The 26,335-nt window shown below is 73.0% G+C and carries 20 protein-coding genes; 8 read left to right on the forward strand and 12 right to left on the reverse strand.

Annotated features, from left to right (window positions below):
- Window positions 1-21 precede the first annotated feature (21 nt).
- Together AB0C22_RS13225 and AB0C22_RS13230 are read right to left on the reverse strand one after the other, a co-directional pair.
- Window positions 22-1,041: a 1-acyl-sn-glycerol-3-phosphate acyltransferase gene (locus AB0C22_RS13225; protein ID WP_219464489.1), complete on the reverse strand. Its 1,020-nt coding sequence runs from the start codon at window positions 1,039-1,041 to the stop codon at window positions 22-24.
- Complete coding sequence (locus AB0C22_RS13230) at window positions 1,041-1,871, reverse strand: patatin-like phospholipase family protein (protein ID WP_208568494.1); 831 nt, start codon at window positions 1,869-1,871, stop codon at window positions 1,041-1,043. Before AB0C22_RS13230 ends, AB0C22_RS13225 begins: the two co-directional genes overlap by 1 nt.
- Before the next feature lie 192 nt (window positions 1,872-2,063).
- Here AB0C22_RS13230 and AB0C22_RS13235 point away from each other — a divergent pair, with 192 nt between their 5' ends.
- Window positions 2,064-3,827 (forward strand): serine/threonine-protein kinase, encoded by a 1,764-nt coding sequence (locus AB0C22_RS13235; protein ID WP_357535057.1) that lies wholly within the window; start codon window positions 2,064-2,066, stop codon window positions 3,825-3,827.
- 52 nt (window positions 3,828-3,879) lie between these two features.
- Here AB0C22_RS13235 and AB0C22_RS13240 read toward each other — a convergent pair whose 3' ends face one another.
- The 8 genes from AB0C22_RS13240 to AB0C22_RS13275 form a co-directional block, all read right to left on the reverse strand.
- Entirely contained in the window at window positions 3,880-4,935 is a 1,056-nt protein-coding gene (locus tag AB0C22_RS13240; protein WP_208568493.1) for a glycosyltransferase family 4 protein, read from the reverse strand.
- A gap of 247 nt (window positions 4,936-5,182) precedes the next feature.
- On the reverse strand, window positions 5,183-6,856 hold the full coding sequence (locus AB0C22_RS13245) for a trypsin-like peptidase domain-containing protein (protein ID WP_357535059.1): 1,674 nt from the start codon (window positions 6,854-6,856) through the stop codon (window positions 5,183-5,185).
- An 84-nt stretch (window positions 6,857-6,940) separates the two neighbouring features.
- Window positions 6,941-8,494, reverse strand: coding sequence for a HAMP domain-containing sensor histidine kinase (locus tag AB0C22_RS13250; protein ID WP_219464495.1), 1,554 nt, complete (start codon window positions 8,492-8,494; stop codon window positions 6,941-6,943).
- Window positions 8,491-9,192, reverse strand: a complete 702-nt coding sequence (locus AB0C22_RS13255) for a response regulator transcription factor (protein WP_091068807.1) — start codon at window positions 9,190-9,192, stop codon at window positions 8,491-8,493. The genes AB0C22_RS13250 and AB0C22_RS13255 overlap by 4 nt, the downstream gene beginning before the upstream one ends.
- A 133-nt stretch (window positions 9,193-9,325) precedes the next feature.
- The gene (locus AB0C22_RS13260) at window positions 9,326-9,970 is read right to left on the reverse strand and encodes a PadR family transcriptional regulator (protein ID WP_219464497.1); all 645 of its coding nucleotides are present in this window, start codon (window positions 9,968-9,970) and stop codon (window positions 9,326-9,328) included.
- Complete coding sequence (locus tag AB0C22_RS13265) at window positions 9,967-10,797, reverse strand: DUF4097 family beta strand repeat-containing protein (protein WP_219464498.1); 831 nt, start codon at window positions 10,795-10,797, stop codon at window positions 9,967-9,969. Before AB0C22_RS13265 ends, AB0C22_RS13260 begins: the two co-directional genes overlap by 4 nt.
- A 242-nt stretch (window positions 10,798-11,039) precedes the next feature.
- Complete coding sequence (locus AB0C22_RS13270) at window positions 11,040-11,966, reverse strand: lysophospholipid acyltransferase family protein (RefSeq protein ID WP_219464499.1); 927 nt, start codon at window positions 11,964-11,966, stop codon at window positions 11,040-11,042.
- Entirely contained in the window at window positions 11,963-12,742 is a 780-nt protein-coding gene (locus tag AB0C22_RS13275) for a GNAT family N-acyltransferase (RefSeq protein ID WP_357535062.1), read from the reverse strand. Before AB0C22_RS13275 ends, AB0C22_RS13270 begins: the two co-directional genes overlap by 4 nt.
- Window positions 12,743-12,980: 238 nt before the next feature.
- Here AB0C22_RS13275 and AB0C22_RS13280 point away from each other — a divergent pair, with 238 nt between their 5' ends.
- From AB0C22_RS13280 to AB0C22_RS13300, 5 genes are all read left to right on the forward strand, one after another.
- A complete protein-coding gene (locus AB0C22_RS13280) occupies window positions 12,981-13,646 on the forward strand; it encodes a hypothetical protein (RefSeq protein WP_219464501.1) in 666 nt (221 codons plus the stop codon).
- Window positions 13,647-13,797: 151 nt separating this feature from the next.
- Window positions 13,798-14,730 (forward strand): ABC transporter ATP-binding protein, encoded by a 933-nt coding sequence (locus AB0C22_RS13285; RefSeq protein WP_219464502.1) that lies wholly within the window; start codon window positions 13,798-13,800, stop codon window positions 14,728-14,730.
- Complete coding sequence (locus AB0C22_RS13290; protein ID WP_208568347.1) at window positions 14,727-15,551, forward strand: ABC transporter permease; 825 nt, start codon at window positions 14,727-14,729, stop codon at window positions 15,549-15,551. Before AB0C22_RS13285 ends, AB0C22_RS13290 begins: the two co-directional genes overlap by 4 nt.
- 383 nt (window positions 15,552-15,934) lie before the next feature.
- The gene (locus tag AB0C22_RS13295) at window positions 15,935-19,726 is read left to right on the forward strand and encodes a multifunctional oxoglutarate decarboxylase/oxoglutarate dehydrogenase thiamine pyrophosphate-binding subunit/dihydrolipoyllysine-residue succinyltransferase subunit (protein WP_357535064.1); all 3,792 of its coding nucleotides are present in this window, start codon (window positions 15,935-15,937) and stop codon (window positions 19,724-19,726) included.
- 76 nt (window positions 19,727-19,802) lie between these two features.
- Window positions 19,803-19,982: a DUF6104 family protein gene (locus AB0C22_RS13300; protein ID WP_091241170.1), complete on the forward strand. Its 180-nt coding sequence runs from the start codon at window positions 19,803-19,805 to the stop codon at window positions 19,980-19,982.
- Window positions 19,983-20,063: 81 nt separating this feature from the next.
- Here the strand turns inward: AB0C22_RS13300 and AB0C22_RS13305 are convergent, their stop codons facing one another.
- Together AB0C22_RS13305 and AB0C22_RS13310 are read right to left on the reverse strand one after the other, a co-directional pair.
- Complete coding sequence (locus tag AB0C22_RS13305) at window positions 20,064-22,250, reverse strand: glycosyltransferase (RefSeq protein ID WP_255598597.1); 2,187 nt, start codon at window positions 22,248-22,250, stop codon at window positions 20,064-20,066.
- Window positions 22,243-22,833 carry a hypothetical protein gene (locus tag AB0C22_RS13310; protein WP_357535067.1) on the reverse strand — a complete coding sequence of 197 codons (591 nt, stop codon included), beginning with the start codon at window positions 22,831-22,833 and terminating at the stop codon, window positions 22,243-22,245. The genes AB0C22_RS13305 and AB0C22_RS13310 overlap by 8 nt, the downstream gene beginning before the upstream one ends.
- 272 nt (window positions 22,834-23,105) lie before the next feature.
- On the opposite strand from AB0C22_RS13310, the gene pta reads away from it, so the two are divergent.
- The gene (pta, locus tag AB0C22_RS13315) at window positions 23,106-25,181 is read left to right on the forward strand and encodes a phosphate acetyltransferase (protein ID WP_357535069.1); all 2,076 of its coding nucleotides are present in this window, start codon (window positions 23,106-23,108) and stop codon (window positions 25,179-25,181) included.
- Window positions 25,178-26,299, forward strand: coding sequence for an acetate kinase (locus AB0C22_RS13320; protein ID WP_357535071.1), 1,122 nt, complete (start codon window positions 25,178-25,180; stop codon window positions 26,297-26,299). Before pta ends, AB0C22_RS13320 begins: the two co-directional genes overlap by 4 nt.
- Window positions 26,300-26,335 lie beyond the last annotated feature (36 nt).

Raw genomic sequence — 26,335 nt, forward strand, 5'->3', positions numbered from 1 at the left:
CGGTCGACCGTCACGGTGCGTTCACTCAGCGGTCACGCCGTCCCGGTTGGCGGCGATCCACCTGTCGATCCGGTCCCACCAGTCGAAGAGCCAGTCGATCCGTTCCTGCCGGCCGGTCGGGACGTCCTCGGGCGGCACCGACCAGAACCGCATCACGATCCGTTTGTCCATCGGCAGCTCCCGCCACACGTCGGCGACGGTGAGCATCCGGTCCAGGCCGGTGTGCGCCACGAAGATCACGCCGGCCTCGGGTGCGGCGTCCAGGGCGGCGAGCACCCCGCCGGGCTGCGGGGCGAGCACGTGCTGCATCCGCTCGGCGCGCACCGCCATCCGCTCCAGCCCGAGCGCGCGGAGCCGGTCGATGGCCCGTACGCGTCGGCCGGGGGTGAAGTTGCCGCCCTCCGGGAAGATCACGAAGGCGTCGTCGTCGTCCAGGCCGGTGGCGAGGTGGCCGATCTGCCGGACCGCCGCGTCCCGGCCGTCACCGGCGGCGACGAACCGGTTGGGCAGGCGGTTGAGCAGCACGTCGATCGCCGGGTCCCACTGGAGCGCCTCCTTGAGCACGATCCGGGGCTCCCGCTGGAACCAGTTGACCAGGGAGTGGATCAGGATGAACGAGTCACCCGGGCCGGCGTGCCGGCAGAGCACCAGCTCCGGCCGGCCCGGCAGGGCGGTGTCCGGGTCGGTGCCGACCACGTCGATGCTCAGCCGCAGCGTCCACCGGGCCTGCCAGAACAGCACCCGCAGGAACCAGCCGGCGAGCACGTAGTGTGCCCGCTGGAAGGACGGCGTGCGCTTCCACCGGCCGAACCCGGAGGCCAGCCACAGCACGAAGAGGGCGACCAGTGCGGCGGCGTCCCAGACCAGGTAGACGCACCCGATCCAGAGCAGCCGCAGCGGGCGCAACCGGCCCGGCACGAACGGCGACGCGGCCAGCGCGAGCAGCGCCCAGACCGGCACCGCGGTCAGCACCGTGACCGCGAGCAGGATCACCCCGGGTGCGAACAACAGCCGGCGTACCCACCGAGGGGGCAGCGGCATCAGCGGTCCAGGCTCGCCAGGTAGTGCCGGGAGGCGGTGTAGGCGCGGCTGATCCGCCGTCCCACCGCCGCCATGTCCCGGTAGGCCCACGGGCTGTCGTCGCGTGGTTCCAGCCCGCCGGTCGGCAGCACGTGCACCCGTACCCCCTCGGGCAGGGCCGCCATCTCCCGGGCGAACCGGTGCCGGCGGGCGATCTCGAATGCGACCTGGGCGATCTCCCACGGTCGGCGGGGCGGCGTCAGCTCCCGCTCGATCCGCCCCACCTGGAGGACGAAGATCTGCGTCGCGCCGACCGCGACCGCCTCGCCGATCGGGATGGAGTTGACGATCCCGCCGTCTATGTAGTGCTGGCCGTCGATCTGTGCCGGCGGCAGCAGCCCCGGTACGGAGGCGGAGGCGAGCACCGCCGGCACCAGCGGTCCGGTGTGGAACCAGTGTTCGGCGGCCCGCTCGATGTTGGCCGCGCAGCAGCGGAACGGCACCTTCAGGTCGGCGAAGGTGGTGTCCGCGCCCAGCTCCCCCTCCAGCAGCTTGCGCAGCGGCCGGGGCGAGTGCAGGTGGGTACGGGCGGCGAAGCGGCGCAGTTGCCGGGCGACCGAGTCGCCGTACACCTCGCTCGCCTCCGGGGACGCCCACAGCCGGACCAGCCGGTCGGTGACCGCCTCGGACGGGTCGGCGGCGACCAAAGCGCCGTTGACCGCGCCGATCGAGGTGCCGAGCACGACGTCGGGGCGGATCCGGGCCCGGAACAGGGCACGCAGCATGCCCACCTCGACCGCGCCGAGCACTCCCCCGCCGCCGAGCACGAACGCCACCGGACCGCCACTCATGTCGTTCATCCTGGCACGCCACCGCCCGTGCCTGCCGGCGCAGCCGCTGGTCACCGGCGTCGATCAGGAACCGGTGGCGGTGGGCGAAACGGCCACTGCAGAGGGTCACCGGACAAATGGACAACCGTTGACAGGGGGGACACATTCGCGCAACCTGACACCACCCCGAACCCCAGGCAGGTGCGAACACTGATGGCAGCCCTGAACGCCGGTAGGTTGCTGGCCCGCAGGTACCGGCTCCTCGACAGGATCGGGGCCGGCGGGATGTCGGTGATCTGGCGGGCCCGCGACGAGGTGCTGGACCGGGTCGTCGCGGTCAAGGTGCTCGCGCCGTCGCTGGCCGCCGACGCCCGCTTCCGGGACATGGTCCGCGAGGAGGCCCGGTCGGCCGCCCAACTGGTCCACCCGCACGTGACCGCGGTGCACGACTACGGCGAGGCGCTCGCCCCGGACGGCGAGATCACCTCGTTCGTGGTGATGGAGCTGCTCACCGGCGAGGAGCTGGAGCACCGGCTGAGCGAGGGCCCGCTGCCCTGGCCGGAGGCGGTCGAGGTGGGCGCCCAGGTCGCCGAGGCGTTGGCGGCGGCGCACCGGCTGGGCATCGTGCACCGGGACATCACCCCGGCGAACGTGATGATGACCCGGACCGGGGCGAAGGTGCTCGACTTCGGCATCGCCACCCAGGTCGGCACCCCCGACGACGACGAGGACGGGGGCACCTTCGGCACCCCGGCGTACGTGGCCCCGGAACGCCTGGACGGGGCGCCGGCCCAGCCGTCGACCGACGTCTACTCCCTCGGCGTGCTGCTCTACGAGACGCTGACCGGCCATCCGCCGTACCCGGCGGAGACCTGGGAACAGCTCGCCGACGCGATCGTCGACGAGACACCACCGTCGCTGGACGGCGTACCGGGGCTGCCTCCGGTGGTGGTGGACGTCTGCCTGCGCTGCCTGGCCCGGGACCCGCACGACCGGCCGACCGCGCACCAGGTCGCCACCGCGCTGCGGGACCAGCTGCTGCCCGGTGATCCGCAGGCGGCCACCATGCTCTCCCCCACGGTCACCCTGCCCGCACTGGCCGGCACGCCGGGCACGGCGTCGGGGGTCGGTGCGGCGGGCGGCGTCGGCGCGGCTTCGGGGGTGGGCGCAGTGGCCGGCGTCGGTGCGGCCGGCACCGGCATCCCGGGGGCCGAGCTGGCCGGGGCGGGGTCCGGCGGCGCAGCCGGCGACCGGTCCCCCGCAGGCGGGCCGCCGGGCCCTGGCGCGGCGGCCGGCCGGCACACCGCCTACGGCGCGGCGAACAACGGCGCAGGTGGCACAGGTGGCACAGGTGGCACGGCCAACGGTGGCGCAGGTGCCGGCGGCGCGGGTAACGGTGGTGCGGCGACCGGGCCCGACGAGCCGGAGCCGGAGCTGCCGCCGTCGCGGCGGCCGTTGGTGGCGGTGGGCGCGCTGGTGGTGTTCACCGTCGCGGCGGTCCTCCTGCTCGCCCCGCTACTGGAGCCGGGGACCCACACCACCCCGCCGGTCGCCCGGCAGACCGAGGCCCCGGCGACGGAGCCGTCGCCGCCGCGCACCCAGCCACCGGCGGGCCCCACCGCGCAGCCGGCGCCCCGGCGGGCCACCACGACGCCCACACCGCCCCGCCCACAGCCCACCACCACCCCCGACGGCGGGCAGGGCGGCGGCGGGTTGACCGAGGCGGCCGACCGGATGCGTCAGCTGATCGACGACGGGGTCCGCACCGGCGAGGTCCGCGAGGACGTCGGCCTGGACCTGCGCAACGTGCTCGCCAACCTGACCCGGTCCGCCGCCGAGGGCCAGGCCGACGTGCCCGCGCAGGCGACCGCGCTCCGCGAGAAGGTCACCCGCCGGATCGACGAGGGTGGCATCACCGCGGCGTACGGCCGGCAACTCGAAGCCGCCGCCCGGAAACTGGCCGCGACCGCCGTCTGACACCCCGCGCCGGCACCGGAACCACCGTCCGCTGCACCGCCCCGCACCCCGCTCAGCGGGTACGCAGTGCGACGGGCCGGTGCACGGGCGGGGCCACGCCGAGTGCCACGGCCCGGTAGATCGCCTCGTAGCCGCGCGCCATCCGCCCGGTGGAGAAGTTGTCGGCCACGTGGGCGGTGCAGGCCGCCGGGTCGAGCCGGACCACCTCGCGCAGAGCCGCCGGCAGCTCCTCGGCCCGGTCGCGGACCAGTCCGGTCACCCCGTCGACCACCACCTCCGGCACCGCGCCCCGGCGCAGCGCCACCACCGGTGTGCCGGTCGCCATGGCCTCCACCATCACCATGCCGAACGGTTCCTCCCACTGGATCGGCATGATCAGGCAGCGGGCGTCGACCAGTAACCGCAGGGTCGCCTCCCGGTCGGCGTTCATGATCACGTCGACGTCGTCGCCCAGCATCGGCTGGACCACCTCGGCGAAGTAGTGGCGCTCGGCCGGTTCGTTGCACTTGCCGGCCAGGGTGAGCGGCAGGCCGGCCGCCCGGCAGGCCCGGATCGCCGTGTCGGGGCCCTTGTCCGGGCTGAACCGGGCCAGCCAGAGCACCGGGCCCCGGCCGGGTTGCCGCTTGGTCGGCACGTCCCGGGCGTTGAGGGCGTTGTGCACCGTGCCGACCCAGGGCAGGCCGGGGTTGGCCCGCCGTTGGGCGTGGGAGATCGCCACCAGGCCCACCCCGTGGTCGGTGTCGCTGAGCACCGCGCCGTACTCGCCGACCGGGTTGCCGTGCACGGTCGCCACGGTGGGCACCGCACGCCGGCCGGCGACCAGCGGCCCGATCGTGGTGTGGTCGTGGATCACGTCGAAGTCGGCGGCAGAGATCAACTGGTTGGCCCGCGCCAGGTGGGCGAGCTCCGGCAGCGACTCACCGAGCCGGTCGTACTGCACCTCGTCGATGGTGGAGACGAAGTCGGCGGCGGTGCCGTGCTGCCGGCCCGCCCCGAAGAGGGTCACCTGGTGGCCGTGGCTGGCCAGCATGTCGACCAGCCCGTGCACCACCTGCTCCAGCCCGCCGTAACCGGGCGGCGGCACCGACAGCCAGGGCGGAACGAGCATCGCGATCCGCAGTGGCGGCCCGGACGGTGGGCGTTCCGACGGACGGTGGGTCACGGCCACGAATCCTCCCCCGTTGTCCCGCTACGGAACCTCGTCCCGACCCGGGATCGGCGGCGATTTCCCGCTGGCCGGACAACCAAACGCACCCCGGTCGGGTGGGGCCCGGCCGGGGTGCGTACGGCGACGGGCGGTGGAGCCAACCCCCTTGGCTCCGCCGCCCGCCGCCCGGAGGAGGTAGGTCTGAGGACTATGACGTCTCGGCGAGCGTCACGGTTGCAGTCGCCTCCGTACCATTTCGCTTGTAGGTCACCTGGACCCGGTCGCCGACCTTGCCGGCCTGCACCGCGCCGACCAGATCGTTGGAGTCGTTGATCACCTTGTCGCCGAACCTGGTGATCACGTCTCCCCGCTGGATGCCGGCCTTCTCGGCGGCGCTGCCCCCGGTGACGGCGGCCACCAGGGCCCCGCCGTCCTCGGCCGCGTTGACGCTGACGCCGAGGGACGGGTGGCTGACCTTCTCACCCCGCTGGAGCTTCTCGGCGACGTTCTTGGCCTTGTTGCTCGGGATGGCGAAGCCGACCCCGATGTTGCCGGTGCTGCCCTGCCCGGCGGTGGCGATGGCGGTGTTGATGCCGATCACCTCGCCCCGGGTGTTGACCAGCGCGCCGCCGGAGTTGCCCGGGTTGATCGGGGCGTCGGTCTGGAGCAGGCCGGAGATCGAGCTGGCGCCACCCTGCGGGGCCTGCTGCGGGCTGTCGCCGCTGCCGGCCTGGATGGTGCGGTCCCGGGCGCTGAGGATGCCGGCCGTCACCGAACCCTGCAGACCGAGCGGGCTACCCAGGGCGAGCACCTGGTCGCCCACCTGCATGGCGTCGCTGTCGCCGAACTTCGCCGCCTTGAGGTTGTCCAGGCCGCTGGTCTTGACCACCGCGAGGTCGGTCTTCGGGTCGGTGCCGCGGATCTCGGCGGAGGCGGACTGGCCGTTGGCGAACACCACCCGGACGGTCTTGCCGGAGGCGGACGCGACCACGTGGTTGTTGGTCAGCACGAAGCCGTCGGAGCTGAGGACCACGCCCGATCCCTCACCGCTGTCGGTCATGATCGAGACCACGCTGTCCTGCACCGAGGCGGCGATCTTCGGCAGGTCGGCGCTGTTGATCACGGGGGCGGCCGAGTAGTTGCGGGTGATGCCGCCCCCGTCGCCGTCGACCGCCAGGGCGAGCGCCCCGCCGGCCACGCCCGAACCGAGCATCAGGGCGAAGACCGCCACCCCCGCGCCGACGAACTTGGCCACCCTGCCGGCCTGCGGCGCCGGGCCGGACGCCCACGGCGGGGCCGGCTGGCCGGGCTGCTGCGGCCCGCCGGGGCCGGGCTGACCCGGGTAGCCGGCGGACGGCTGCCCCGGGTAACCCCCCGACGACTGCGCGCCGGGCTGGCCGGGGTAACCGGCACCCGGCTGACCGCCGACGGCGGAACCGGGCTGACCGGGATAACCGGCGGACTGCGCCGCCGCGCCCGGCTGGCCGGGGCGGTGCTGGCCGGGGTAGCCGCCGGCCCAGCCGGACTGGTGCTGGCCGGGCTGCGGGTAACCGGCCGACGGGTACTGCCCCGCCTGCGGGTAGCCGGTGGACGCCGGATAGCCGGGCCGGTACGCCTGGTCACCGGAGGCCGCCGCAGGCTGGTACGACGACTGCGGGTACGCGCTCGCGGCGGGCGGCGCGTACGGCGACGACGGTGGCGCGTACGGCGATCCGGGGTGGGATGTGCCGGCCGGCGCCCCCGCGGTGCCGGCGGCGTCGCCCGGAGAGGCGGTGGTGTCGGACTCGCCGCGCTCGACGCGGGACGGCTCGGCGGAGGGGTGCGACGGCTCGGCGTCGGTGGCAGCCGGCCGACGCTGCGGGTCGGTCTCGAACTCGGTCATGCCACTAGTTTTCCCTGTGCCACTGTCACCAGCCTGGAATCCCCCTGGAAGTTTTCTGAAAGCCACTCCCGGCCCGGAGTGGGATCACTCACCGTCACCGCCGGACTCGGACAGCAGCGGCAGCCGGACCCGGAAGGTCGCCCCGCCGCCGGGCGTCTCGGCCACCTCCACCGTGCCCTGGTGTGCGGTGACCAGGGCGGCGACGATGGCCAGCCCCAGCCCGGTGCTGGTGATCCCGCTGGCCCGGCGGGTCCGGGCCGCGTCGGCCCGGTAGAACCGCTCGAAGACCCGCTCGGCCTGCTCCGGGGCGAGCCCCGGCCCGGTGTCGGCCACCTCCACCACGGCCAGGTTCCCGGCCTCGGAACGCAGCCGCAGGGTCACCGACGCCTCCGGTGGGGTGTGGGTCAGCGCGTTGGTCATCAGGTTGCCGATCACCTGCCGCAGCCGGGCGTCGTCGGCGTGCACCACCAGCGGGCCGGAGCCCGGCGCGATCTCCAGCTCGATGCGCCGTTGCGGAGCGACCACCCGGGCCGCCTCGACCGCGTCGGAGGCGAGCACCGGTAGCTCCACCGGGGCCAGCGACAGCGGGCGTTCCCGGTCCAGCCGGGCGAGCAGCAGCAGGTCCTCCACCAGCAGCCCCATCCGGGCCGCCTCGTCCTCGATGCGGCGCAGCAGGTCGGCGGTCTGCTCGGGGGCGCGGGCCGCGCCCTGCCGGTACAGCTCGGCGAAGCCCCGGATGGTGGTCAGCGGGGTACGCAGTTCGTGCGAGGCGTCCGCGACGAACTGCCGCATCCGCTCCTCCGACCGCCGGGCGCGGGCCTCCGACGCCAGCGCGGCGTGCGCCGCGTCCCGGGCGCCGGCCTCGGCCGTACGGGCGGCCATCTCCGAGGCGGCGCGGGCGGTGAAGGCGGCCTCGATCTGGGCCAGCATCGCGTTCAACGCCCGGGAGAGCCGGCCCAGCTCGGAGGTGGCGCACTCCTGCCCCTCCTCGGGGTCGGGCACCCGGCGGGTCAGGTCGCCACCGGCGATCGCCGCAGCCGTCCGTTCGATCTCCACGAGCGGTTTCAGGCTGGTCCGCACGATGGCCGCGCCGATCGAGGCGAGCAGGATCAGCACCGCCCCGCCGACCAGCATGTCTATCCAGATCAGCCGCTTGACGGCCAGGTCGACGTCGGTGAGGTGCTGCCCGACGGCGAGGACCCGGCCGTCGGACAGCTCCCGGTAGAGCATCCGCCACCGTTCCCGGCCGTCCTGCGAGCGGACCGTGAACGGTTCGCCCTCGTCAGCCCGGAACCCGGGCAGGTCCGCCGGGACCGGGGGAAGGTCGTCCGGTTCGAGCGCCGGGTCGTACCCGATGAACCGGGAGGTGTCCTCGTCGGCGAGCGCGACGACGTAGTCGGTGGGCAGCGCGGCCTTGACCCGTCCGCTCTCCAGGTCCGGTAGCGCCCGGCCGACCTGGACGCTGGCCGACTGCAACTCGCCGTCGACCTGCCCGATCAGGTACTCCCGCAGGAAGTACGTGGTGAGCGAGCTGATCACCACGAGGGCGACGGCGACCAGGGTGAGGACCGCCGCGACCAGCTTGACCCGCAGCGGAACGCTCCGGATCCGTCCCTTCGCCTCGTCGAGCGGATTCACGCCGCCGGCTTGCGCAGGACGTAGCCCACGCCGCGCAGGGTGTGGATCAGGCGGGGCTGGGTGTTGTCGACCTTGCGGCGCAGGTAGGAGATGTAGGACTCGACGATGTTGTCGTCGCCCCGGAAGTCGTAGTTCCACACGTGGTCGAGGATCTGCGCCTTGGACAGCACCCGGTTGGCGTTGAGCATCAGGTAACGCAGCAGCTTGAACTCGGTCGGCGAGAGCTGCACCCGCTGACCGGCCCGGTGCACCTCGTGGGTCTCCTCGTCCAGCTCCAGGTCGGCGAAGGTGAGCCGGGACGGGGCCTGCTCGCCGGTCGCGGTGCGTCGCAGCACCGCCCGGATGCGGGCGGTCAGCTCCTCCAGGCTGAACGGCTTGGTGACGTAGTCGTCGCCGCCCAGGGTGAGCCCCCGGATCTTGTCGTCGGTGGCGTCCCGGGCGGTCAGGAACACCACCGGGGTACGCGTGCCGCCCTCCCGGAGCATCCGGATGACCTCGAAGCCGTCCAGGTCGGGCAGCATCACGTCGAGCACCACCAGGTCGGGGCGGTGGTCCTTGGCCGCGTGCAGGGCCGCGCTGCCGCTGGTGGCGGTCGCCACGTCGAACCCCGCGAAGCGGAGGCTGGCGGAGAGCAGTTCGAGGATGTTGGGGTCGTCCTCGACGACGAGCAGTCGCGCCTCAGTCTGGGTAGCGGCCATGCTGGCCATCATCCGTGATGTCGCTGCGGCGGCGCTGGACGGTTGCTGCAAAAATCCTGTGAAGCCGTCCGGTGCCCCGGTCGCGGCCGGCGGAGAGCACGACGACCGGGGCGACGCCCGCGACACGTGGCCGTCAGCGCAGTAGCCGGCTCAGCCCGTCCAACGCGCCGTCGAGGACCCGGATCGCGGTACGGAGCTGGGTGTCGCTGAGCCGTCCGGCCCGGACCAGCGCCCCGACCTCGACGGTGAACGCGGCCAGCCGCTGGTCGAACTCCGCCAGCAGTGGGGAGTCGCCGTCGGCGGGGGCCGCCGGACGCGACGGCGAGGTGGGGGTCGCCGGGCGGGGCTGCGGGGTCGGGGTCGGGCGGTCCCAGCGGGTCAGCCGGGTCTGCCGGGTGGCCTCGCGCAGTTCGCGTTTGAGGTCGCGCACCGAGCCGCGTACCTCGGTCTGGATCTCCCCGGCCAGGGCGGAGAGATCCTCCACCGAGGCGGTGATGTCGGATTCCAGGGTGGTCACCTCGTCGGCGCGCTGGCGCAGCTCGGCCCGGCCCGCCTCGGTGATCTCGTAGACCTTGCGGCCCCCGGCGGCGGTGTGGGTGACCAGGCCGTCGGCCTCCAGCCGTTGCAGCCGGGGATAGATGGTGCCGGCGCTGGGGACGTAGAGGCCGAGAAAGCGCTCCTCCAGCAGCCGGATCAGCTCGTAGCCGTGCTTGGGGCCGTCGTCGAGCAGCCGGAGCAGATAGAGCCGCAGCCGCCCGTGACTGAACACGGCGGTCACGGCAGCTCCTCCTGGTCGGCGTCCACCGGCCGAGCGAGCAGGGCGATGCTGCCGGACGTCGCGGACGCCCAGAGCTTACCCTCGCCCGCGCCGAGCACCCCGTGGCTGTCCTTGACCGGGCCGACGCCGACCCCGCCACCGACCTGCGGGAAGCCGCTGGTGATCCGCCCGGAGGTGGTGTGCAGGTGGACGGCGAGGTCGCTGTCCTCACGGACCCGTACGGTGATCGGCCCGGAGATGGTGGTGAGCCGGATCTCGCTGCGCCGGGGGTTGTCCAGGTCGCAGGTGATCGCCCCGGAGATGGTGTTGGCGTGCACCCGGCCCGCCGCGCTCTCGGCGAGGGTCACCTCGCCGGAGACCGTGTCCAGGGTGAGGTCACCGGTGACCCCGAGGGCCTCGACCGGGCCGGAGACGATCCGCGCGTTGGTTCGCCCGGCCAGCCCCATCAGGGTGATCTGCCCGGAGGTCACGTTGACGGTGGTGTCGTTGACCAGCCCGGAGGCGACCAGTGCGCCGTCGACCAGGTGCAGGTCGGCCAGGACGGCGGCCGGGACGGCGATGGACACCTCGGCCCGGAACCGGCGACCGAGCTGGCCGAGCCACCAGAGGAACCCGGGCCAGCGCGGGTGGCGCTCGTGGCCGACCCGGAGCACGCCGTCGCGGTGTTCGACGATGACCGGCCGGCTGCTGACCCGGGTGACGTCGACCCGGGCCGGGCCGTCGGTGCCGACCACGTTGAGCCGGCCGGTGATCAGTCGTACGTCGAGTTGGGTGACCGGCCCCTCGATGGTGATCCGTTGTGGTCTGTCGACCGTCCAGTTGGTCATGACGTCTCCCTCCGGGGTCGCGGCCGACGGCCGCGCCACTGCACGGAGGAAGCGTAACGCGATACATCGCGATAGAACAAGACTGTCGCGAGTCGCAAACCCACCAATGCCCACCCCCGCCTCGCCCCCACCTCCGCTTCACTCACTTGGGCCGATGTTGCGGTAACCGGTCGCCAGGGCGCCGCAACAACGGCCCACCCGAGTGGATCATGCCGTCGAAGCAGCCCTCGGATGAGATCGGGTCAGGCGGCCAGGCCGAGGCCCTTCCCGGCGGCCGGCGCGGACGCGGACCCGGGCGGGGCGACCCCGGGCACAGCGGCCAGGGTGGGCCGGCTGACGACCGGGCGGGGCGGGAGCAGGTGCACGGCCGACTCGGCGGCGCGGGCCAGCAGCCGACGGTCCGCGCCGGGGGCCGGATGCAGGGCGGCGGTCACCGCGACGTGCACCACCAGGTCCCGGGCGGCCAGCACCCGACGCACCGAGCGCCACAGGGTCTCGTCGCCGAGGAAGGCGGCGGTGGTGGTCGTCGCCCCGGTGGCAGCAGAGCGGTAGCTGATCCGCAGCGGCACCACGGGGACCCGGGCGTCGATCGCCGCCTGGAAGACCGCCGGCCGGAATCCCCGCGACGGTCGACAGCCGGCCGAGGGAGCGACGCCGCACCAGGTCGTACCCTCGGGGAAGACCGCGACCGGGTGACCGGCCCGCAGCGTCGCCGCGAGCCGGTCCACCGTGCGGGGCAGGTCCCGGGGTCGCGACCGGTCCACGAAGAGTGCGCCCCCGGCGCGGGCCAGCAGCCCGAGCAGCGGCCAGTTCCGCACCTCCCGCTTGGCCAGCAGCCGGGCCGGAGCGACCGTCAGCACCGCGAGGATGTCCAGCCAGGAGACGTGGTTGGCGACCAGCAGCGCCCGCCGCCGGGGCAGCCGCCCGCGTACCGCCAGCCGCACCCCGAGCGCACCGGCGGTCCACCGGGCCCAGCCCCGCAGTGCCGACGCCCGCCCCGCCGTCGGCAGCACCGGCAGCAGTACGACCAGGACGGCCCCGACCAGCAGCATCCCGAGCACGCCCAGCAGTCGGGCCACCTGCCGGCCGGGCGACACCTCCACCCGCCGCGCCCCCGGCAGGCAGTCCGGGCCGCAGCCGGCGGTCGGACGCCACAGTTCGGCGCTCACCGCGCCGCCCCGCCCAGGAAGTGCCGCAGGTAGCGCGGGTTCATCCGGTCCAGCGCGAACAGCACGTAGAAGTCGGCGCAACGGAAGTCGGGGTCGTACGCCGGTTCCCCGGCGATCCACGCGCCCAGCCGCAGGTAGCCGCGCAGCAGCGGCGGGACCAGTGCCCGCCCGGCGGAGTCCCCGGTGGCGGTCTCCGCCGCCGCCGCGCCCGGCTCGGCGAACCAGGGCCGCAGCGGACGGACCCGCAGCAGCGGCGGGGCCAGGTGACCGGCGCGGCCCAGCGCCCACGCCTGCGCGGCGGCCCGGCCACCGTCGTCGACCGGCACCGAGGCGCAGCCGCCCAGCCAGTTGGAGCCGCGCAGGTGCAGGTAGCGGGTCAGCCCGGCCCACATCAGGTTGATCACCGCGCCGGAGCGGTGGTCCGGGTGGACGCAGGAACGCCCGGTCTCGACCAGCAGGTCACGCAGCGGGTCCAACGCGGTCAGGTCGAACTCCTCGGCGGCGTACCGACGCCCGGTGCGGCCCGGTGGCAGCAGCCGGTAGGTGCCGACCACCGCGCCGGTGCGCTCCTCACGGACGATCAGGTGGTCGCAGTGGGCGTCGAGGTCGTCGGTGTCCAGTCCGGCGGCATCCGGACGCAGGGTCGCGCCGAGTTCGGTGGCGAACACCTCGTGGCGCAGGCGTTGCGCTGCCGCGACCTGGGTCGGGTCGTCGGCGATCAGCAGGGTGTATCCACTGGTCGTCAGGGGTGCGCCAGCGGCATGCAGAACAGCCATGGGACCTGTGTAGGTGCCCCGGGTGGCCGGGCCCCCGCCTGACGGGTGTCGATCCGGTGAACGCCGGTCGGCGGGCCGCCCCCGCAGTGACCTGCGGGGCCGCCGGGGCCGGCCCGGATGTCGGTCGGCAGTCGGGTGGGCCCGGGTCCGGCGGCGCGTGCCGTGGTGCGGGTGGGGCGTGCGAGGCTGCCTGCGGGCGTCCGGCCATCCGGGGCGGACGACGACGTGCGGAGTGGCGATGATCATCGAATCCCGGTACAACGGCCCGCCCGGTTCGGGCAACGGCGGGTGGAGCGCCGGGGTCTTCGCCGGGGCGTACGACACGGACCGGCCGGTCGAGGTGACGCTGCGTCGTCCGCCGCCGCTGGACATCCCGCTCACCCTCACCGACGGCGACGTGTACGACCCCGACGGGCACCTGGTCGCCGAGGTACGCCCGGCCGGCGACCTGCCCGACCCGGTCGCCCCGGTGGACCCGGTGACCGCGCGTGCCGCCTCGGCCGGCTATCCGGGACTGGTGGACCACCCCTTCCCCGGCTGTTACGTCTGCGGCCCGGAGCACCCGGACGGGCTGCGGATCTTTCCCGGTCGGCTGCCCGACGGCCGGACCGCCGCGTCGTGGCGTACCCCCCGACGGGTGACCGCGCCGACCGCCTGGGCGGCGCTGGACTGCCCCGGGGGCTGGGCGGTGATCGCCCCCGGCCGGCCGTACGTGCTGGGCCGGATCGCCGTGGCGCTCGACGCGCTTCCCGAACCCGGTGAGGAGTGCGTGGTCACCGGTAAGGTGATCACCGCGGAGGGACGGCTGGCGGTGGTGCACACCAGCCTCTACGGCAGCGCCGGCGCGCTGCTCGGTCGGGCCCGCGCCACCTGGGTGGCGCTGCCGCCCGTGTCTCGTCCCTGAGGACGACCGCCTCCTGCCTGAGACGGAGCACGACTTACCGACCCGGGCTGATGGCATATCTTGACCAGGCCAGTCAGGCTGGTCAGCGGCGCGTTGCGTAACGACGCCGCAGACTGCGGCGCGCGAGGCGCCGCCGCACGGGAGGAGAACGATGTCCGACGGGCAGTGGAGCCCCAGCACCGGCCAGATCGTCGTGTCCGGACTGACCAAGCAGTACAAGAACGTACGGGCGGTCGACAACCTGTCCTTCACGGTCGAATCCGGCCGGGTGACCGGCTTCCTCGGCCCGAACGGGGCGGGTAAGACGACCACTCTGCGGATGCTGCTGAACCTGGTCACCCCGAGCGGTGGCACGGCGACGATCGGCGGCCAGCGGTACGCCGACCTGACCGACCCGCTGCGGCACGTGGGCGCGGTGCTGGAGGCGTCCAGCGCGCACAAGGGTCGTACCGGGATCAATCACCTGCGGGTGATCTGTGCGGCGGCGGGCCTGCCGAAGAGCCGGGCCGACGAGGCGTTGGCCCTGGTCGGGCTCACTCCGGCGGCGAAGCGCAAGTTCAAGGGGTACTCGCTGGGCATGAAGCAGCGGCTCGGTATCGCCGCCGCGATGCTCGGCAACCCCCGGGTGCTGATCCTCGACGAGCCGGCCAACGGTCTGGACCCGGAGGGCATCCGCTGGATGCGGGGCTTCCTCAAGGGGCTGGCCCACGAGGGGCGTACGGTGCTGGTCTCCAGCCACCTGCTGTCCGAGATGCAGCTCCTCGCCGACGACGTGGTGATCATCGCGGCCGGCAAGCTGATCCGGCAGGGGCCGGTGGAGCAGGTGCTCGGCTCGATGGCGCAGGGCGGCCGGGTTCGGGTGCGTACCCCGCAGGCCGAGGAGTTGACCGTGGCGCTGCGTGAGCAGTCCGCGACGGTGGAGACCGACGAGCACGGTGTGCTGCTGGTCAGCGGGCTGGAGGCCCCGGCGATCGGCCGGGCCGCGCTGGCCGCGAAGGTCGAGCTGCACGAACTGACCCCGGAACGACCCGACCTGGAACGGGTCTTCCTGGAGCTGACGGCCGGGAAGGCGGGCATCCGATGAACCTGGTCCGATCCGAGCTGTTGAAGATCCGCACCACCAGCACGTGGTGGATCTTCGGCCTGATCACGGTGCCGCTGTGGGCACTCACCGCCCTGATCAACTGGTTGCAGACCGACGCGCTGGCCAACAACAACTTCGGCGACGTGCCGGCCGACCAGGCCGACCAGATCCAGGCCGCGCAGTCGGTGGACAGCCTGGCCGCCAACGTCTACACCAACGGGCAGTTCTTCGGTCTGATGATCGTGATGCTGCTCGGCATCATCGTGGTGACCAGCGAGTTCTTCCACCAGACGGTCACCACCACCTTCCTCACCGTGCCGCACCGCACCGCGGTGATGTTGGCCAAGCTGGCCGCCGCGGCCGTCCTGGCCGTGCTGTTCTGGCTGGTCACCACCGGGTTCAACCTGATCTTCGGGGCACTGGTGATGAGCAGCGTCGACCTGGGCTCCCAGCTCGGCAGCGGCGCGGTCTGGCGGGCCACCGCGCTCAACGGCCTGGCCTATCTGCTCTGGTCGGTGCTCGGCGTCGGGATCGGGGTGCTGATCCGCAGCCAGATCGGTGCCACGGTCACCGGCATCCTGCTCTACCTGGGTGGCGCGGTCGGCGCGGCCATCGCGATCAGCATCCTGGCCGCCCGCTGGGGTGACTGGATCAACGACCTCCAGGTGCTGGTGCCGTCGCTGGCGTCGTCGCTGATGGTCAGCGGGACCGAGATCCCCGGCAACCCGCCCCGCTGGGCGGGCGCGGTGGTCCTGATCGGGTACGCGGTGGTGGCCGGCGCGATCGGCACGCTCACCATGCGGCGGCGGGACATCTCCTGACCGACCGTGCTCCGACCGGCCCGGCCCGGCGTGACGACCGTCACGCCGGGCCGTTCCGTCTCCGCCCGGTGCCCCCATCCGGGAGGCCCGGATGGAAACCGGGAGGCCCGGGTGGGAGCCGGTGGCCCGCCCGGCGCGGGTGACCAGCTGACTCCGATCCGGATCATCAGAACAGTCCGGAGCCAGGTGGACACGAAGAGCTGATTGACTTCCTACAATTTTTGTGAAAAGGACCACCTGGCCGAGGCGGAAATGCCTATCGTATTTTCACGGCGTAGCCTGGGACTCGTCTCCGTCCCACGACACTTCGCATGACGGCGGCACCGCGTGACACACAAAACCGCGTGACACACAAACCCGCGTGAAAGAGGCGATTACCGGCCGTGTCGACCCAGCAGACTTCGCAGGAGAACCCACTGGCGGGTTTCGGCCCGAACGAGTGGATCGTCGAGGAGATGTACCAGCGCTACCTCGCCGACCCATCAAGCGTCGACTCGGCCTGGCACGACTTCTTCACCGACTACCGACCTGCCCCGGGCGCCGCGACACCGCGCCCGGCCGACGGTAGGGCCGCGTCGCCCCAACCGGCCGCAGCGCCGGAGCCGGCCGCAGCCACCAAGGCCGAACCGGCAGCGAAGGCTCCGGCGGCCGGCGCGAAGCCGACCACGACCGCGAAGCCGACCGCCGCTGCCGCACCGACCGCGACCACGAAGCCGGCCACCGCCCCCAAGCCGGCCACCGCCACGAAGTCGGCCACCAGGTCCGCCGGCAAGCCGGCGTCGACCGAGAAGCCCGCCCCGGCGAAGGCACCGGCGGCCAGCTCCGCGGGCACCACGCCGCTGCGCGGGGTGGCCGCCCGGATCGTGCAGAACATGGACGCCTCGCTGTCCGTGCCGACCGCCACCAGCGTGCGCGCCGTGCCGGCCAAGCTGCTGGTCGACAACCGCATCGTGATCAACAACCACCTCGCCCGGGGGCGCGGTGGCAAGGTGAGCTTCACCCACCTGATCGGGTACGCGCTGGTCCGGGCCGTGGTCGAGCACCCGGAGCTGAACAACTCCTTCGCCGAGGTCGACGGCAAGCCGGCGATGGTCCGCCCCGAGCACGTCAACCTGGGCATCGCCATCGACCTGACCAAGCCCGACGGCTCCCGCAACCTGGTGGTGCCGTCCATCAAGGGCTGCGAGCAGATGGACTTCCGGCAGTTCTGGCAGGCGTACGAGGACGTGGTCCGGCGGGCCCGCCGCAACGAGCTGACCATGGAGGACCACAGCGGCACCACGATCTCGCTGACCAACCCGGGCGGCATCGGCACGGTGCACTCGATCCCCCGGCTGATGCAGGGGCAGAGCGCGATCATCGGGGTCGGCGCGATGGAGTACCCCGCGCCCTACCAGGGGATGAGCGAGGCGACCCTGGCCGAGCTGGCGGTCAGCAAGATCATCACGCTGACCAGCACGTACGACCACCGGATCATCCAGGGCGCGCAGTCCGGCGAGTTCCTCAAGGTCATGCACGAGCTGCTGCTCGGCGAACGCGGCTTCTACGACGAGGTCTTCACCTCGCTGCGCATCCCGTACGAGCCGGTGCGCTGGATGCGGGACGTGGCCGTCGACTCCGAGGGCCAGATCAACAAGACCGCGCGGGTGCACGAGCTGATCCACGCCTACCGGGTCCGGGGCCACCTGATGGCCGACACCGACCCGCTGGAATTCACCATCCGCAAGCACCCCGACCTGGACGTCCTCCAGCACGGGCTGACCCTGTGGGACCTGGACCGCACCTTCCCGGTCAACGGCTTCGCCGGCAAGCAGCGGATGAAGCTGCGCGAGATCCTCGGCGTGCTGCGCGACTCGTACTGCCGTCGGCTCGGCATCGAGTACATGCACATCCAGGACCCGGAGGAGCGCCGCTGGATCCAGGAACGGATCGAGCGCCGCTACGAGAAGCCGGCCGCCGACGAGCAGAAGCACGTGCTCAACCGGCTCAACGCCGCCGAGGCGTTCGAGACGTTCCTGCAGACCAAGTACGTCGGCCAGAAGCGGTTCTCGCTGGAGGGCGGCGAGTCGCTGATCCCACTGCTCGGCGAGGTGCTGGAGGCGTCCGCCGAGGACGGGCTGGACGAGGTCGTCATCGGTATGGCGCACCGGGGCCGGCTCAACGTGCTGGCCAACATCGTCGGCAAGCCGTACGAGAAGATCTTCTCGGAGTTCGAGGGGCACCTCGACCCGCGCTCCACCCAGGGCTCCGGCGACGTGAAATACCACCTGGGCCAGAACGGCAAGTTCACCACCCCGGCCGGCGACCACTCGGTCAAGGTGTCGTTGGTGGCGAACCCGTCGCACCTGGAGGCGGTGGACCCGGTGCTGGAGGGCATCGTCCGGGCCAAGCAGGACCGGATCGACCTCAAGCTGGAGGGTTACACCGTGCTGCCGTTGGCGGTGCACGGTGACGCCGCGTTCGCCGGCCAGGGGGTCGTCGCCGAGACGCTCAACCTGTCCCAGCTGCGCGGTTACCGCACCGGCGGGACCGTGCACGTGGTGGTCAACAACCAGGTCGGCTTCACCACCGCCCCGGAGTACAGCCGGTCCAGCCTCTACAGCACCGACGTGGCCCGGATGATCCAGGCGCCGATCTTCCACGTCAACGGCGACGACCCGGAGACCGTGGTCCGGGTCGCCCGGCTGGCCTTCGAGTACCGCCAGGCGTTCAACAAGGACGTCGTGATCGACATGGTCTGCTACCGGCGGCGCGGGCACAACGAGGGCGACGACCCGTCGATGTCCAACCCGCAGATGTACAAGATCATCGACTCGAAGCGGTCGGTCCGCAAGCTCTACACCGAGGAGCTGATCGGCCGGGGCGACATCACCGTCGAGGACGCCGAGGAGCTGCTGCGCGACTACCAGTCGCAGCTGGAGCGGGTCTTCAAGGCCACCCGCGACGCCGCCACCACCCCGCGCCAGGTCAGCCGGCCCAGCCGCGAGGACGAGCCGGAGCCGCAGGTGGCGACCGCCACCGACGCCGCCGTGGTCAAGGCGATCGGCGAGGCGCACGTCAACCTCCCCGAGGGCTTCACCCCGCACAAGCGCATCCAGCAGTTGCTCGACCGGCGGGCCAGGATGTCCGCCGAGGGCAACATCGACTGGGGGTACGGCGAGATCATCGCCTTCGGCTCGCTGCTGCACGACGGGGTCACCGTCCGGCTCGCCGGCCAGGACTCCCGCCGGGGCACCTTCGTCCAGCGGCACGCCTCGATCGTCGACGCCAAGACCGGCGAGGACCACCTGCCGCTCAAGTCGCTCACCGCCGACGGCGAGCGGTCCCGGTTCTTCGTGCACGACTCGCTGCTGAGCGAGTACGCGGCGATGGGCTTCGAGTACGGCTACTCGGTGGAGAACGTCAACGCGCTGGTCTGCTGGGAGGCGCAGTTCGGTGACTTCGTCAACGGCGCCCAGTCGGTGATCGACGAGTTCATCTCCTCCGGCGAGGTGAAGTGGGGCCAGCGTTCCGCGGTGACCCTGCTGCTGCCGCACGGCCACGAGGGGCAGGGCCCGGACCACACCTCCGGTCGTCCCGAGCGGTTCCTGCAGATGTGCGCCGAGGACAACATGCGGGTGGCGATCCCGACCACCCCGGCGAACTACTTCCACCTGCTGCGCCGGCAGGCCCTGTCGCCCAAGCGCAAGCCGCTGGTGGTGTTCACGCCGAAGTCGCTGCTGCGGCACAAGCTCTGCGTCAGCCCGGTGGAGGACTTCACCACCGGCACCTTCGCCCCGGTGCTGGCCGACACCGCCGCACCCGCGCGGGAGCAGGTCAAGCGGGTGCTGCTCTGCTCGGGCAAGGTCTACTACGACCTGTTCTCCGCCCGGCAGGAGCGGGGCGTCACCGACACCGCGATCATCCGGATCGAGCAGCTCTACCCGCTGCCGGTGCAGGAGATCCGCGACGCGCTCGCGGCGTACCCGAACGCGGAGGACTTCGCCTGGGTGCAGGAGGAGCCGGCCAACCAGGGGGCGTGGAGCTTCGTCGCGCTCAACCTGCTGGAGCACCTGGCCGACGTCCGGCTGCGTCGCATCTCCCGCCCCGCCGCCGCCGCCCCGGCGGTCGGCTCGGCCAAGATGCACGAGGTGGAGCAGACCGGGCTGATCGACGCCGCCCTGCCCCGCCCCTGACCCATTCCGACCCACCCGGCCCGCCCCCCTGACAGGGGGGCGGGCCGGGCCCGTCAGCAAGGAACGAGGAGCCCCGGTGTACTTCACCGATCGTGGCATCGAGGAACTGGTGCAGCGGCGCGGCGACGAGCAGGTGACCCTGGAGTGGCTCGGGGAACGACTGCGCGACTTCGTCGACCTCAACCCCGAGTTCGAGACGCCGATCGAGCGCTTCGCCACCTGGCTGGCCCGCCTCGACGACCTCGACGAGGACTGACCGGGGCCGCCCCGGGCAGGCCCCGGGGCGGGCGGAACGCGGGACGCGGACGACCCACCCCGTACCGGGGACCGGCGGCGGTCAGCCGTTGCGGACGGCCGGTTCCAGGCCGGTGCGGCGCAGCTTCTGCCAGCCCAGCCGACCACCGGTCAGCGCGGTGACCACCGCCTGGACCATCACCAGGTACATTAGCTGCCGGTAGACGAACTGTTGCAGGGGCAGCACCCACAGCACCCCCAGCTTCTCCCGGTCCAGCCGGAACGCCACCACCGCGGTGGCCGCCTGCACCCCGAGCATGGCCAGCCAGGCCACCGCCGTGGCCTTACGGTCGAGGAAGAACAGGCCGTACAGGGCCAGCAGGTCGATCACCGGCGCGAGCAGGGGCAGCAGCACCCCGAACAGGCTGAGGAAGAACAGGCAGCGCCTGGTGAACCGGCCGGACGCGCCCCGGTCGAAGACCGAACGCCGGTGCTTCCACATCGCCTGCATGGTGCCGTAGCTCCACCGGTAACGCTGCTTCCACAGTTGGCCGATGGTCGCCGGGGCCTCCGTCCAGGCACGGGCGGTCTCCTCGTAGACCACTTTCCAGCCGGCCCGGCCCAGGGCGATGGTGATGTCGGTGTCCTCGGCCAGGGTGTCGTCGGTCATCCCCCCGGCGTAGCGCAGCGCCTCCCGCCGGAACCCGCCGATCGCGCCCGGCACCGTGGACATGCAGCGCAGCGTCTCGTAGAGCCGCCGGTCCAGGTTGAACCCGATGACGTACTCGATGTGCTGCCACTTGGCGATCAGGCTGCGCCGGTTGCCGACCTTGACGTTGCCGGCCACCGCGCCGACCTGCGGGTCGGCGAAGGGCTGCACCAGCCGGCGGACCGCGTCGGGCTCGAACACGGTGTCCCCGTCGACCATCACGATCAGGTCGTGCCGGGCCAGCGCCAGGCCGGTGTTCAGGGCGCTGGGTTTGCCGCCGTTGGGCTTGCGGACGACCCGGACGTTGGGCAGGCCGAGCGCGTCGACGATGTCGGCGGTGCCGTCGGTGGAGCCGTCGTCGACGACCACCACCTCGATCCCACCGGGGTGGTCGCCACCGGCGAGGGAACGGACCGCGGCGGCGATCCCCTCCTTCTCGTTGTACGCCGGGACGATCACCGAGACCGGCGCGGTGACCGGCGGCCCCCAGCTCCAACCCTTGGCCCGCCGTCGTCGGGCGTGCCGCCCGGCCAGCACGAACAGCACGAACGTGCGGCCCACGGTGAGCAGGCCGACGACGACGAAGAGCCCGCCGAACACGGTCAGCATGCTGTCGGCGCCCTGCACCGCCCAGATCAGCATCCGGCCGCGCCACCGGTCGGCGGCGGTGGCGGGCACGGCGGCGTCCACCCGGTGGTCCGCCCCGGCGGCGGCGAAGGCGAGGTTCAACCCCTCGGTGGCGGTGACGAACCGGTACCCCCGCTGCTTCATCATCGGGATGAACCGGTCGAGGGCGGCGACGGTCTGCGCCCGGTCACCACCGGCGTCGTGCCAGAGGGTGATCGCACCGGCCCCGTCGTCGGGGGTGGCGTTGTCGATGATCCGGTCCACCCCGGGCAGCGACCAGTCCTGGCTGTCGGTGTCGTTGAGCAACGTCAGGTAGCCCAGGTCACCGGCGGCGGTCATCACCGGCCAGTCCCGGTTGTCGATGGCGCCCGGGTGTGAGGAGTAGGGGAAGCGGACCAGCGAGGTCCGCAGGCCGGTGGCGCTGGCCACGGCGAGCTGGGTCTGGGCGTACTCCAGGCGTTGCCGCCACGCTGGCAGCTCGGCGAGGTCGGGGTGGGTGAAGGTGTGCACACCGAGCTGGTGACCGCCGTCGGCCAGCTCACGGGCCACCTCGGGGTGCCGGGCGACCTGGGTGCCCAGCACGAAGAACGTGCCCTTGACCTGGTGGGCGTCCAGGACCCGCAGCACCTCCCGGGTCCAGACCGGGTCGGGGCCGTCGTCGAAGGTCAACGCGATGGTGCGCGGCGGCAGCCGGTAGGAGCGGACCACGTCGCTGCTGGCGCTGATGATCGGGCCACCGGTCACCACCGAGGTGGGCACTTCCCGTTGCCCGGCGGTGCTCTCCCGGCGGTCCGGGGCGAAGGACGCGTTGGCGTACGCGCCGACGAGCAGCACGCCGGCCAGCAGGGCCAGCACCGTACCCAGCAGGATCCAGCTCGGTGGTGGCACCGCCCGGCGTCGCCTGGCGGACCGGACGACGCGACGGCGCCCCGGCCGGACGGCCGGCTCAACCATCGAGGCGTGCGCCGTCGACGCCGCCGGGCAGCGGGTCGGGCAGGGACGGTGGTTCGTCGGTCGGGTCCGGGGGGTTCGGCGTCGTCGGTTCCGGGCTCGGCCGGGTGGGCCGGGGTGAGGCCGACGCGGAGGCCGGGCTGCGGCTCGGCGAACCGGTGGCGCTCGGCGACGGCGAGGCGGTGCCGGTGGTGGGGCGGACCGTGGACGGGGTGACCGGGACGGCGGCGCGTGTGCCCGACCCGGGCGTGCGGGGGGCGACGGTCGGCGGCACGGTGGTGGCGGGGGCGGGCGGGGTGCCCGTCGCGGGCGACGGGGAGGGCGACGGCGACCGTTCGGGTTGCGCGACCTCGTCGACGAAGGGAAGCACCGCGTGCGGCGCGATGCCGCCCGCGAAGCTGACGCCCACCAGCCCGGTGTAGATCAGGCCCACCAACCCGAGGGCGTACGCCAGCCAGCGCAGTCGGGAGTGACGTCGGCCGCTGGGGTCGACGAAGACGGGGGTCAGCTGGGGTACGGCGGCGATCGTCGCGGTGGGCCCGTCGGCGCGGCTGATCGTCACGGTCGGCCCATCGAGGCCCGTCACGCCGTTGGTACGATGTGGATCCTGAGCCGACTGACCGCCAATTGCGCCCTCAGGCTTCGATCTCTCGGAGGGAGCATTTTTCCTGCTCAGAGGGTCGGCAGTCATGGGATGCGAGTTTAGGCACGAGGATCACTCAGCTCCTAGCGCGTCCCACGAATGAGACTCGGGTCGCACCGACGGCCGCTGGCGGGTGCCGGCCGGCACCGCTTGGCGGCACCGGTACGGGACGAAGGTCCCGGGCGGGGGACGACGTGATCTCCTAGGGTGGGGGCGTGGCCCGCAGCGTCTACCTGACCAGCGTGGGGTCCGGCGGCGGCAAGTCGACCATCGCCCTCGGCCTCGCGGAACTCCTCTCCCGGCAGGTCGAACGGATCGGGGTGTTCCGGCCGCTGGTCTCCGACGCCGGCCCCGACCCGATCCTCGCCCTGCTGCACGACCGCTACCGGATCGACCTGCCCGACGACGAGCTGACCGGCACCACGTACGCCGAGGCGTCGGCCCTGATCGCCGACGGACGGCGGGAGGAGCTGATCTCCCGGCTCGTCGAGCGGTACCGGGCGGTGGAACGACGCTGCCCGGCGGTGATCGTGGTGGGTAGCGACTTCGCCGACGGCGGGGACACCGCCGGGCCCCGCGAACTGGCCTTCAACGCCCGGTTGGCCACCGAGTTCGGCAGCGTGGTGGTGCCCGTGGTGGACGGCTTCGGGCAGCAGCCGGAGGCGGTCACGGCGGCGGCGCGGGGGGCGTACCACGATCTGGCCGACCTGGGCGCGACGGTGCTGGCGGTGATCGCCAACCGGGTGACCGGGGCGCTGACCCTGCCGGAGCTGCCGGTCCCCGCGTACGCCATCCCGGAGGTGCCGAGCGTGTCGGCGCCGACGGTGGCCGAGGTGGCGGCGGCGCTCGACGCCACCCTGCTGGCCGGGGACGCCGCCGCCCTCGGCCGGGACGTGCTCGACTACGTGGTCGGCGCGGCGCACGTGCCGATCCTGCTCGACCACCTCACCGAGGGGGCCCTGGTGATCACCCCGGGTGACCGGGCCGACCTGCTGGTCGCGGCGAGCACCGCGCACGTCGCCGGGCAGGTCTCGCTGGCCGGGGTGGTGCTCACCCTCGGCGAGCAGCCCGACCCCCGGGTGATGCGCCTGGTCGAACGGCTCAACACCGGCTTCGCCGTGCTCTCGGTGACCAGCGACAGCTACGACACGGTCGAGGCGTCCAGTCACATCGAGGGCCGGCCCGGCCCGGCCAACCCGCGCAAGGTGGAGGCTGCGCTCGGCGCGTTCGAGCGCCACGTCGACACCGTCGACCTGGCCCGCCGGCTGCGGGTCACCCGCTCCGAGCGGGTCACCCCGCTGATGTTCGAGTACGACCTGATCGACCGGGCCCGCGCCGACCGTCGCCGGTTGGTGCTGCCGGAGGGCTCCGACGAGCGCATCCTGCGGGCCACCGAGATCCTGCTCCGCCGGGGGGTCGCCGACCTGACCCTGCTCGGCCGCCCCGACGAGGTGGCCCGCCGCACCCGTGAGCTGGGCATCGACCTGACCGGCGCGGAGGTGGTCGACCCGGCCGGCAGCGCCTGGCGGGACGAGTTCGCCACCCGGTACGCGCAGCTGCGCGCCCACCGGGGCGTCACCGCCGAACTGGCCCACGACATCGTGGCCCAACCCAACTACTTCGGCACCATGATGGTGGCCACCGGGCACGCCGACGGGATGGTCTCCGGGGCCACCCACACCACGGCCGCCACCATCCGTCCCGCCTTCGAGATCATCCGTACCGTGCCGGGCGTCTCGGTGGCGTCGAGCGTGTTCTTCATGCTGCTCGCCGACCGGGTGCTGGTCTACGGCGACTGCGCGGTCAACCCCGACCCGGACGCCGCCCAGCTCGCCGACATCGCCATCTCCTCGGCCGACACGGCGGCCCGGTTCGGCATCGAGCCCCGGGTGGCGATGCTGTCCTACTCGACCGGGGACTCCGGCGCGGGGGCCGACGTGGAAAAGGTCGCCGCCGCCACCAGGCTGGTCCGCGAGCGCCGGCCCGACCTGCTGGTCGAGGGGCCCATCCAGTACGACGCGGCGATCGACCCGCAGGTCGCGGCGACGAAGCTGCCCCAGAGCACGGTCGCCGGGCGGGCCACCGTGTTCGTCTTCCCGGACCTCAACACCGGCAACAACACGTACAAGGCGGTGCAGCGGTCGGCGGGGGCGGTGGCCGTCGGGCCGGTGATGCAGGGCCTGCGCCGGCCGGTCAACGACCTGTCCCGGGGCGCGAAGGTCGCCGACATCGTCAACACGGTGGCGATCACCGCCATCCAGGCGGCCGGATCGCCGGAGGAGGGGTCGTGACCGACCGGGTGCTGGTGCTCAACTGCGGGTCGTCGTCGGTGAAGTACCGGCACTACGACGGGGAGTCGGTGCTCGACTCCGGCACGGTGGAACGGGTCGGCGAGCCGGGTGGCGGGCCGGCCGACCACGCCACCGCCGTGCGGGACATCCTCGGCCGGCTCGACCTGACCGGGCTGACCGCGGTGGGGCACCGGGTGGTGCACGGTGGCCGCCGGTTCAGCGCACCGGTCCGGATCGACGACGCGGTCGTCACCGCGATCGGGGAGCTGGTGCCGCTGGCCCCGCTGCACAACCCGGCCAACCTGGCCGGCATCGAGGTCACCCGGGAGCTGCTGCCGCAGGTCGCCCAGGCGGCGGTCTTCGACACCGCGTTCCACCACACCCTGCCCGAGTCCGCCGCCACGTACGCCATCGACCTGGACACCGCCCGCCGCCACGACATCCGCCGGTACGGCTTCCACGGCACCTCCCACGCGTACGTGTCGCGGCGCACCGCCGAGCTGCTCGACCGGCCGTACGACCGGTTACGCACGATCAGCCTGCACCTGGGCAACGGGGCGAGCGCCTGCGCGGTGGACGGCGGACGCAGCGTGGCCACCTCGATGGGGATGTCGCCGCTTGCGGGGTTGGTGATGGGCACCCGCAGCGGCGACCTCGACCCGACGGTGATCTTCCACCTGCGCCGGGAGGGCGGGATGGGGGTCGACGAGATCGACGACCTGCTCAACCACCGCAGCGGGCTGCTCGGGCTGACCGGGGCCAACGACATGCGGGAGGTGCAGTCCCGTCGGGCCGCCGCGGATCCCGCCGCCGTCCTCGCCTTCGACGTCTACTGCCGGCGGATCACCGCCTACGTCGGGGCCTACCACGCGCTGCTGGGCGGGGCGGACGCGATCACCTTCACCGCCGGGGTGGGCGAGCACTCCCCCGAGGTGCGGGCCGCCGCCCTGGCCGGGCTGGAGCGGCTCGGCATCGCCGTCGACCCCGACCGCAACACCGGCACCGGCGACCGGGTGATCTCCCCGGCCGGCGCGCAGGTCAGCGTCTGCGTGGTCGGCACCGACGAGGAACGGGAGATCGCCCGGCAGACCCGGGCGGTGCTGGCCGAGGCGGGCTGAGCGGTGGAGGCCGACCGACCGGGGTGGTGACCACCA

This window comes from Micromonospora sp. NPDC048894 (genome assembly GCF_040649765.1).
GTDB lineage: Bacteria > Actinomycetota > Actinomycetes > Mycobacteriales > Micromonosporaceae > Micromonospora > Micromonospora antibiotica.

What these genes read in the sequence shown, in the direction of transcription:
- AB0C22_RS13305 (WP_255598597.1), bottom strand. Translation starts at nt 22,250, where the DNA reads ATGGTTGAGCCGGCCGTCCGGCCGGGGCGCCGTCGCGTCGTCCGGTCC.
- AB0C22_RS13290 (WP_208568347.1), top strand. Translation starts at nt 14,727, where the DNA reads ATGAACCTGGTCCGATCCGAGCTGTTGAAGATCCGCACCACCAGCACG.
- AB0C22_RS13280 (WP_219464501.1), top strand. Translation starts at nt 12,981, where the DNA reads ATGATCATCGAATCCCGGTACAACGGCCCGCCCGGTTCGGGCAACGGC.
- AB0C22_RS13255 (WP_091068807.1), bottom strand. Translation starts at nt 9,192, where the DNA reads ATGGCCGCTACCCAGACTGAGGCGCGACTGCTCGTCGTCGAGGACGAC.
- AB0C22_RS13235 (WP_357535057.1), top strand. Translation starts at nt 2,064, where the DNA reads ATGGCAGCCCTGAACGCCGGTAGGTTGCTGGCCCGCAGGTACCGGCTC.
- AB0C22_RS13225 (WP_219464489.1), bottom strand. Translation starts at nt 1,041, where the DNA reads ATGCCGCTGCCCCCTCGGTGGGTACGCCGGCTGTTGTTCGCACCCGGG.
- AB0C22_RS13285 (WP_219464502.1), top strand. Translation starts at nt 13,798, where the DNA reads ATGTCCGACGGGCAGTGGAGCCCCAGCACCGGCCAGATCGTCGTGTCC.
- AB0C22_RS13240 (WP_208568493.1), bottom strand. Translation starts at nt 4,935, where the DNA reads ATGCTCGTTCCGCCCTGGCTGTCGGTGCCGCCGCCCGGTTACGGCGGG.
- AB0C22_RS13265 (WP_219464498.1), bottom strand. Translation starts at nt 10,797, where the DNA reads ATGACCAACTGGACGGTCGACAGACCACAACGGATCACCATCGAGGGG.
- AB0C22_RS13275 (WP_357535062.1), bottom strand. Translation starts at nt 12,742, where the DNA reads ATGGCTGTTCTGCATGCCGCTGGCGCACCCCTGACGACCAGTGGATAC.
- AB0C22_RS13230 (WP_208568494.1), bottom strand. Translation starts at nt 1,871, where the DNA reads ATGAGTGGCGGTCCGGTGGCGTTCGTGCTCGGCGGCGGGGGAGTGCTC.
- AB0C22_RS13245 (WP_357535059.1), bottom strand. Translation starts at nt 6,856, where the DNA reads ATGACCGAGTTCGAGACCGACCCGCAGCGTCGGCCGGCTGCCACCGAC.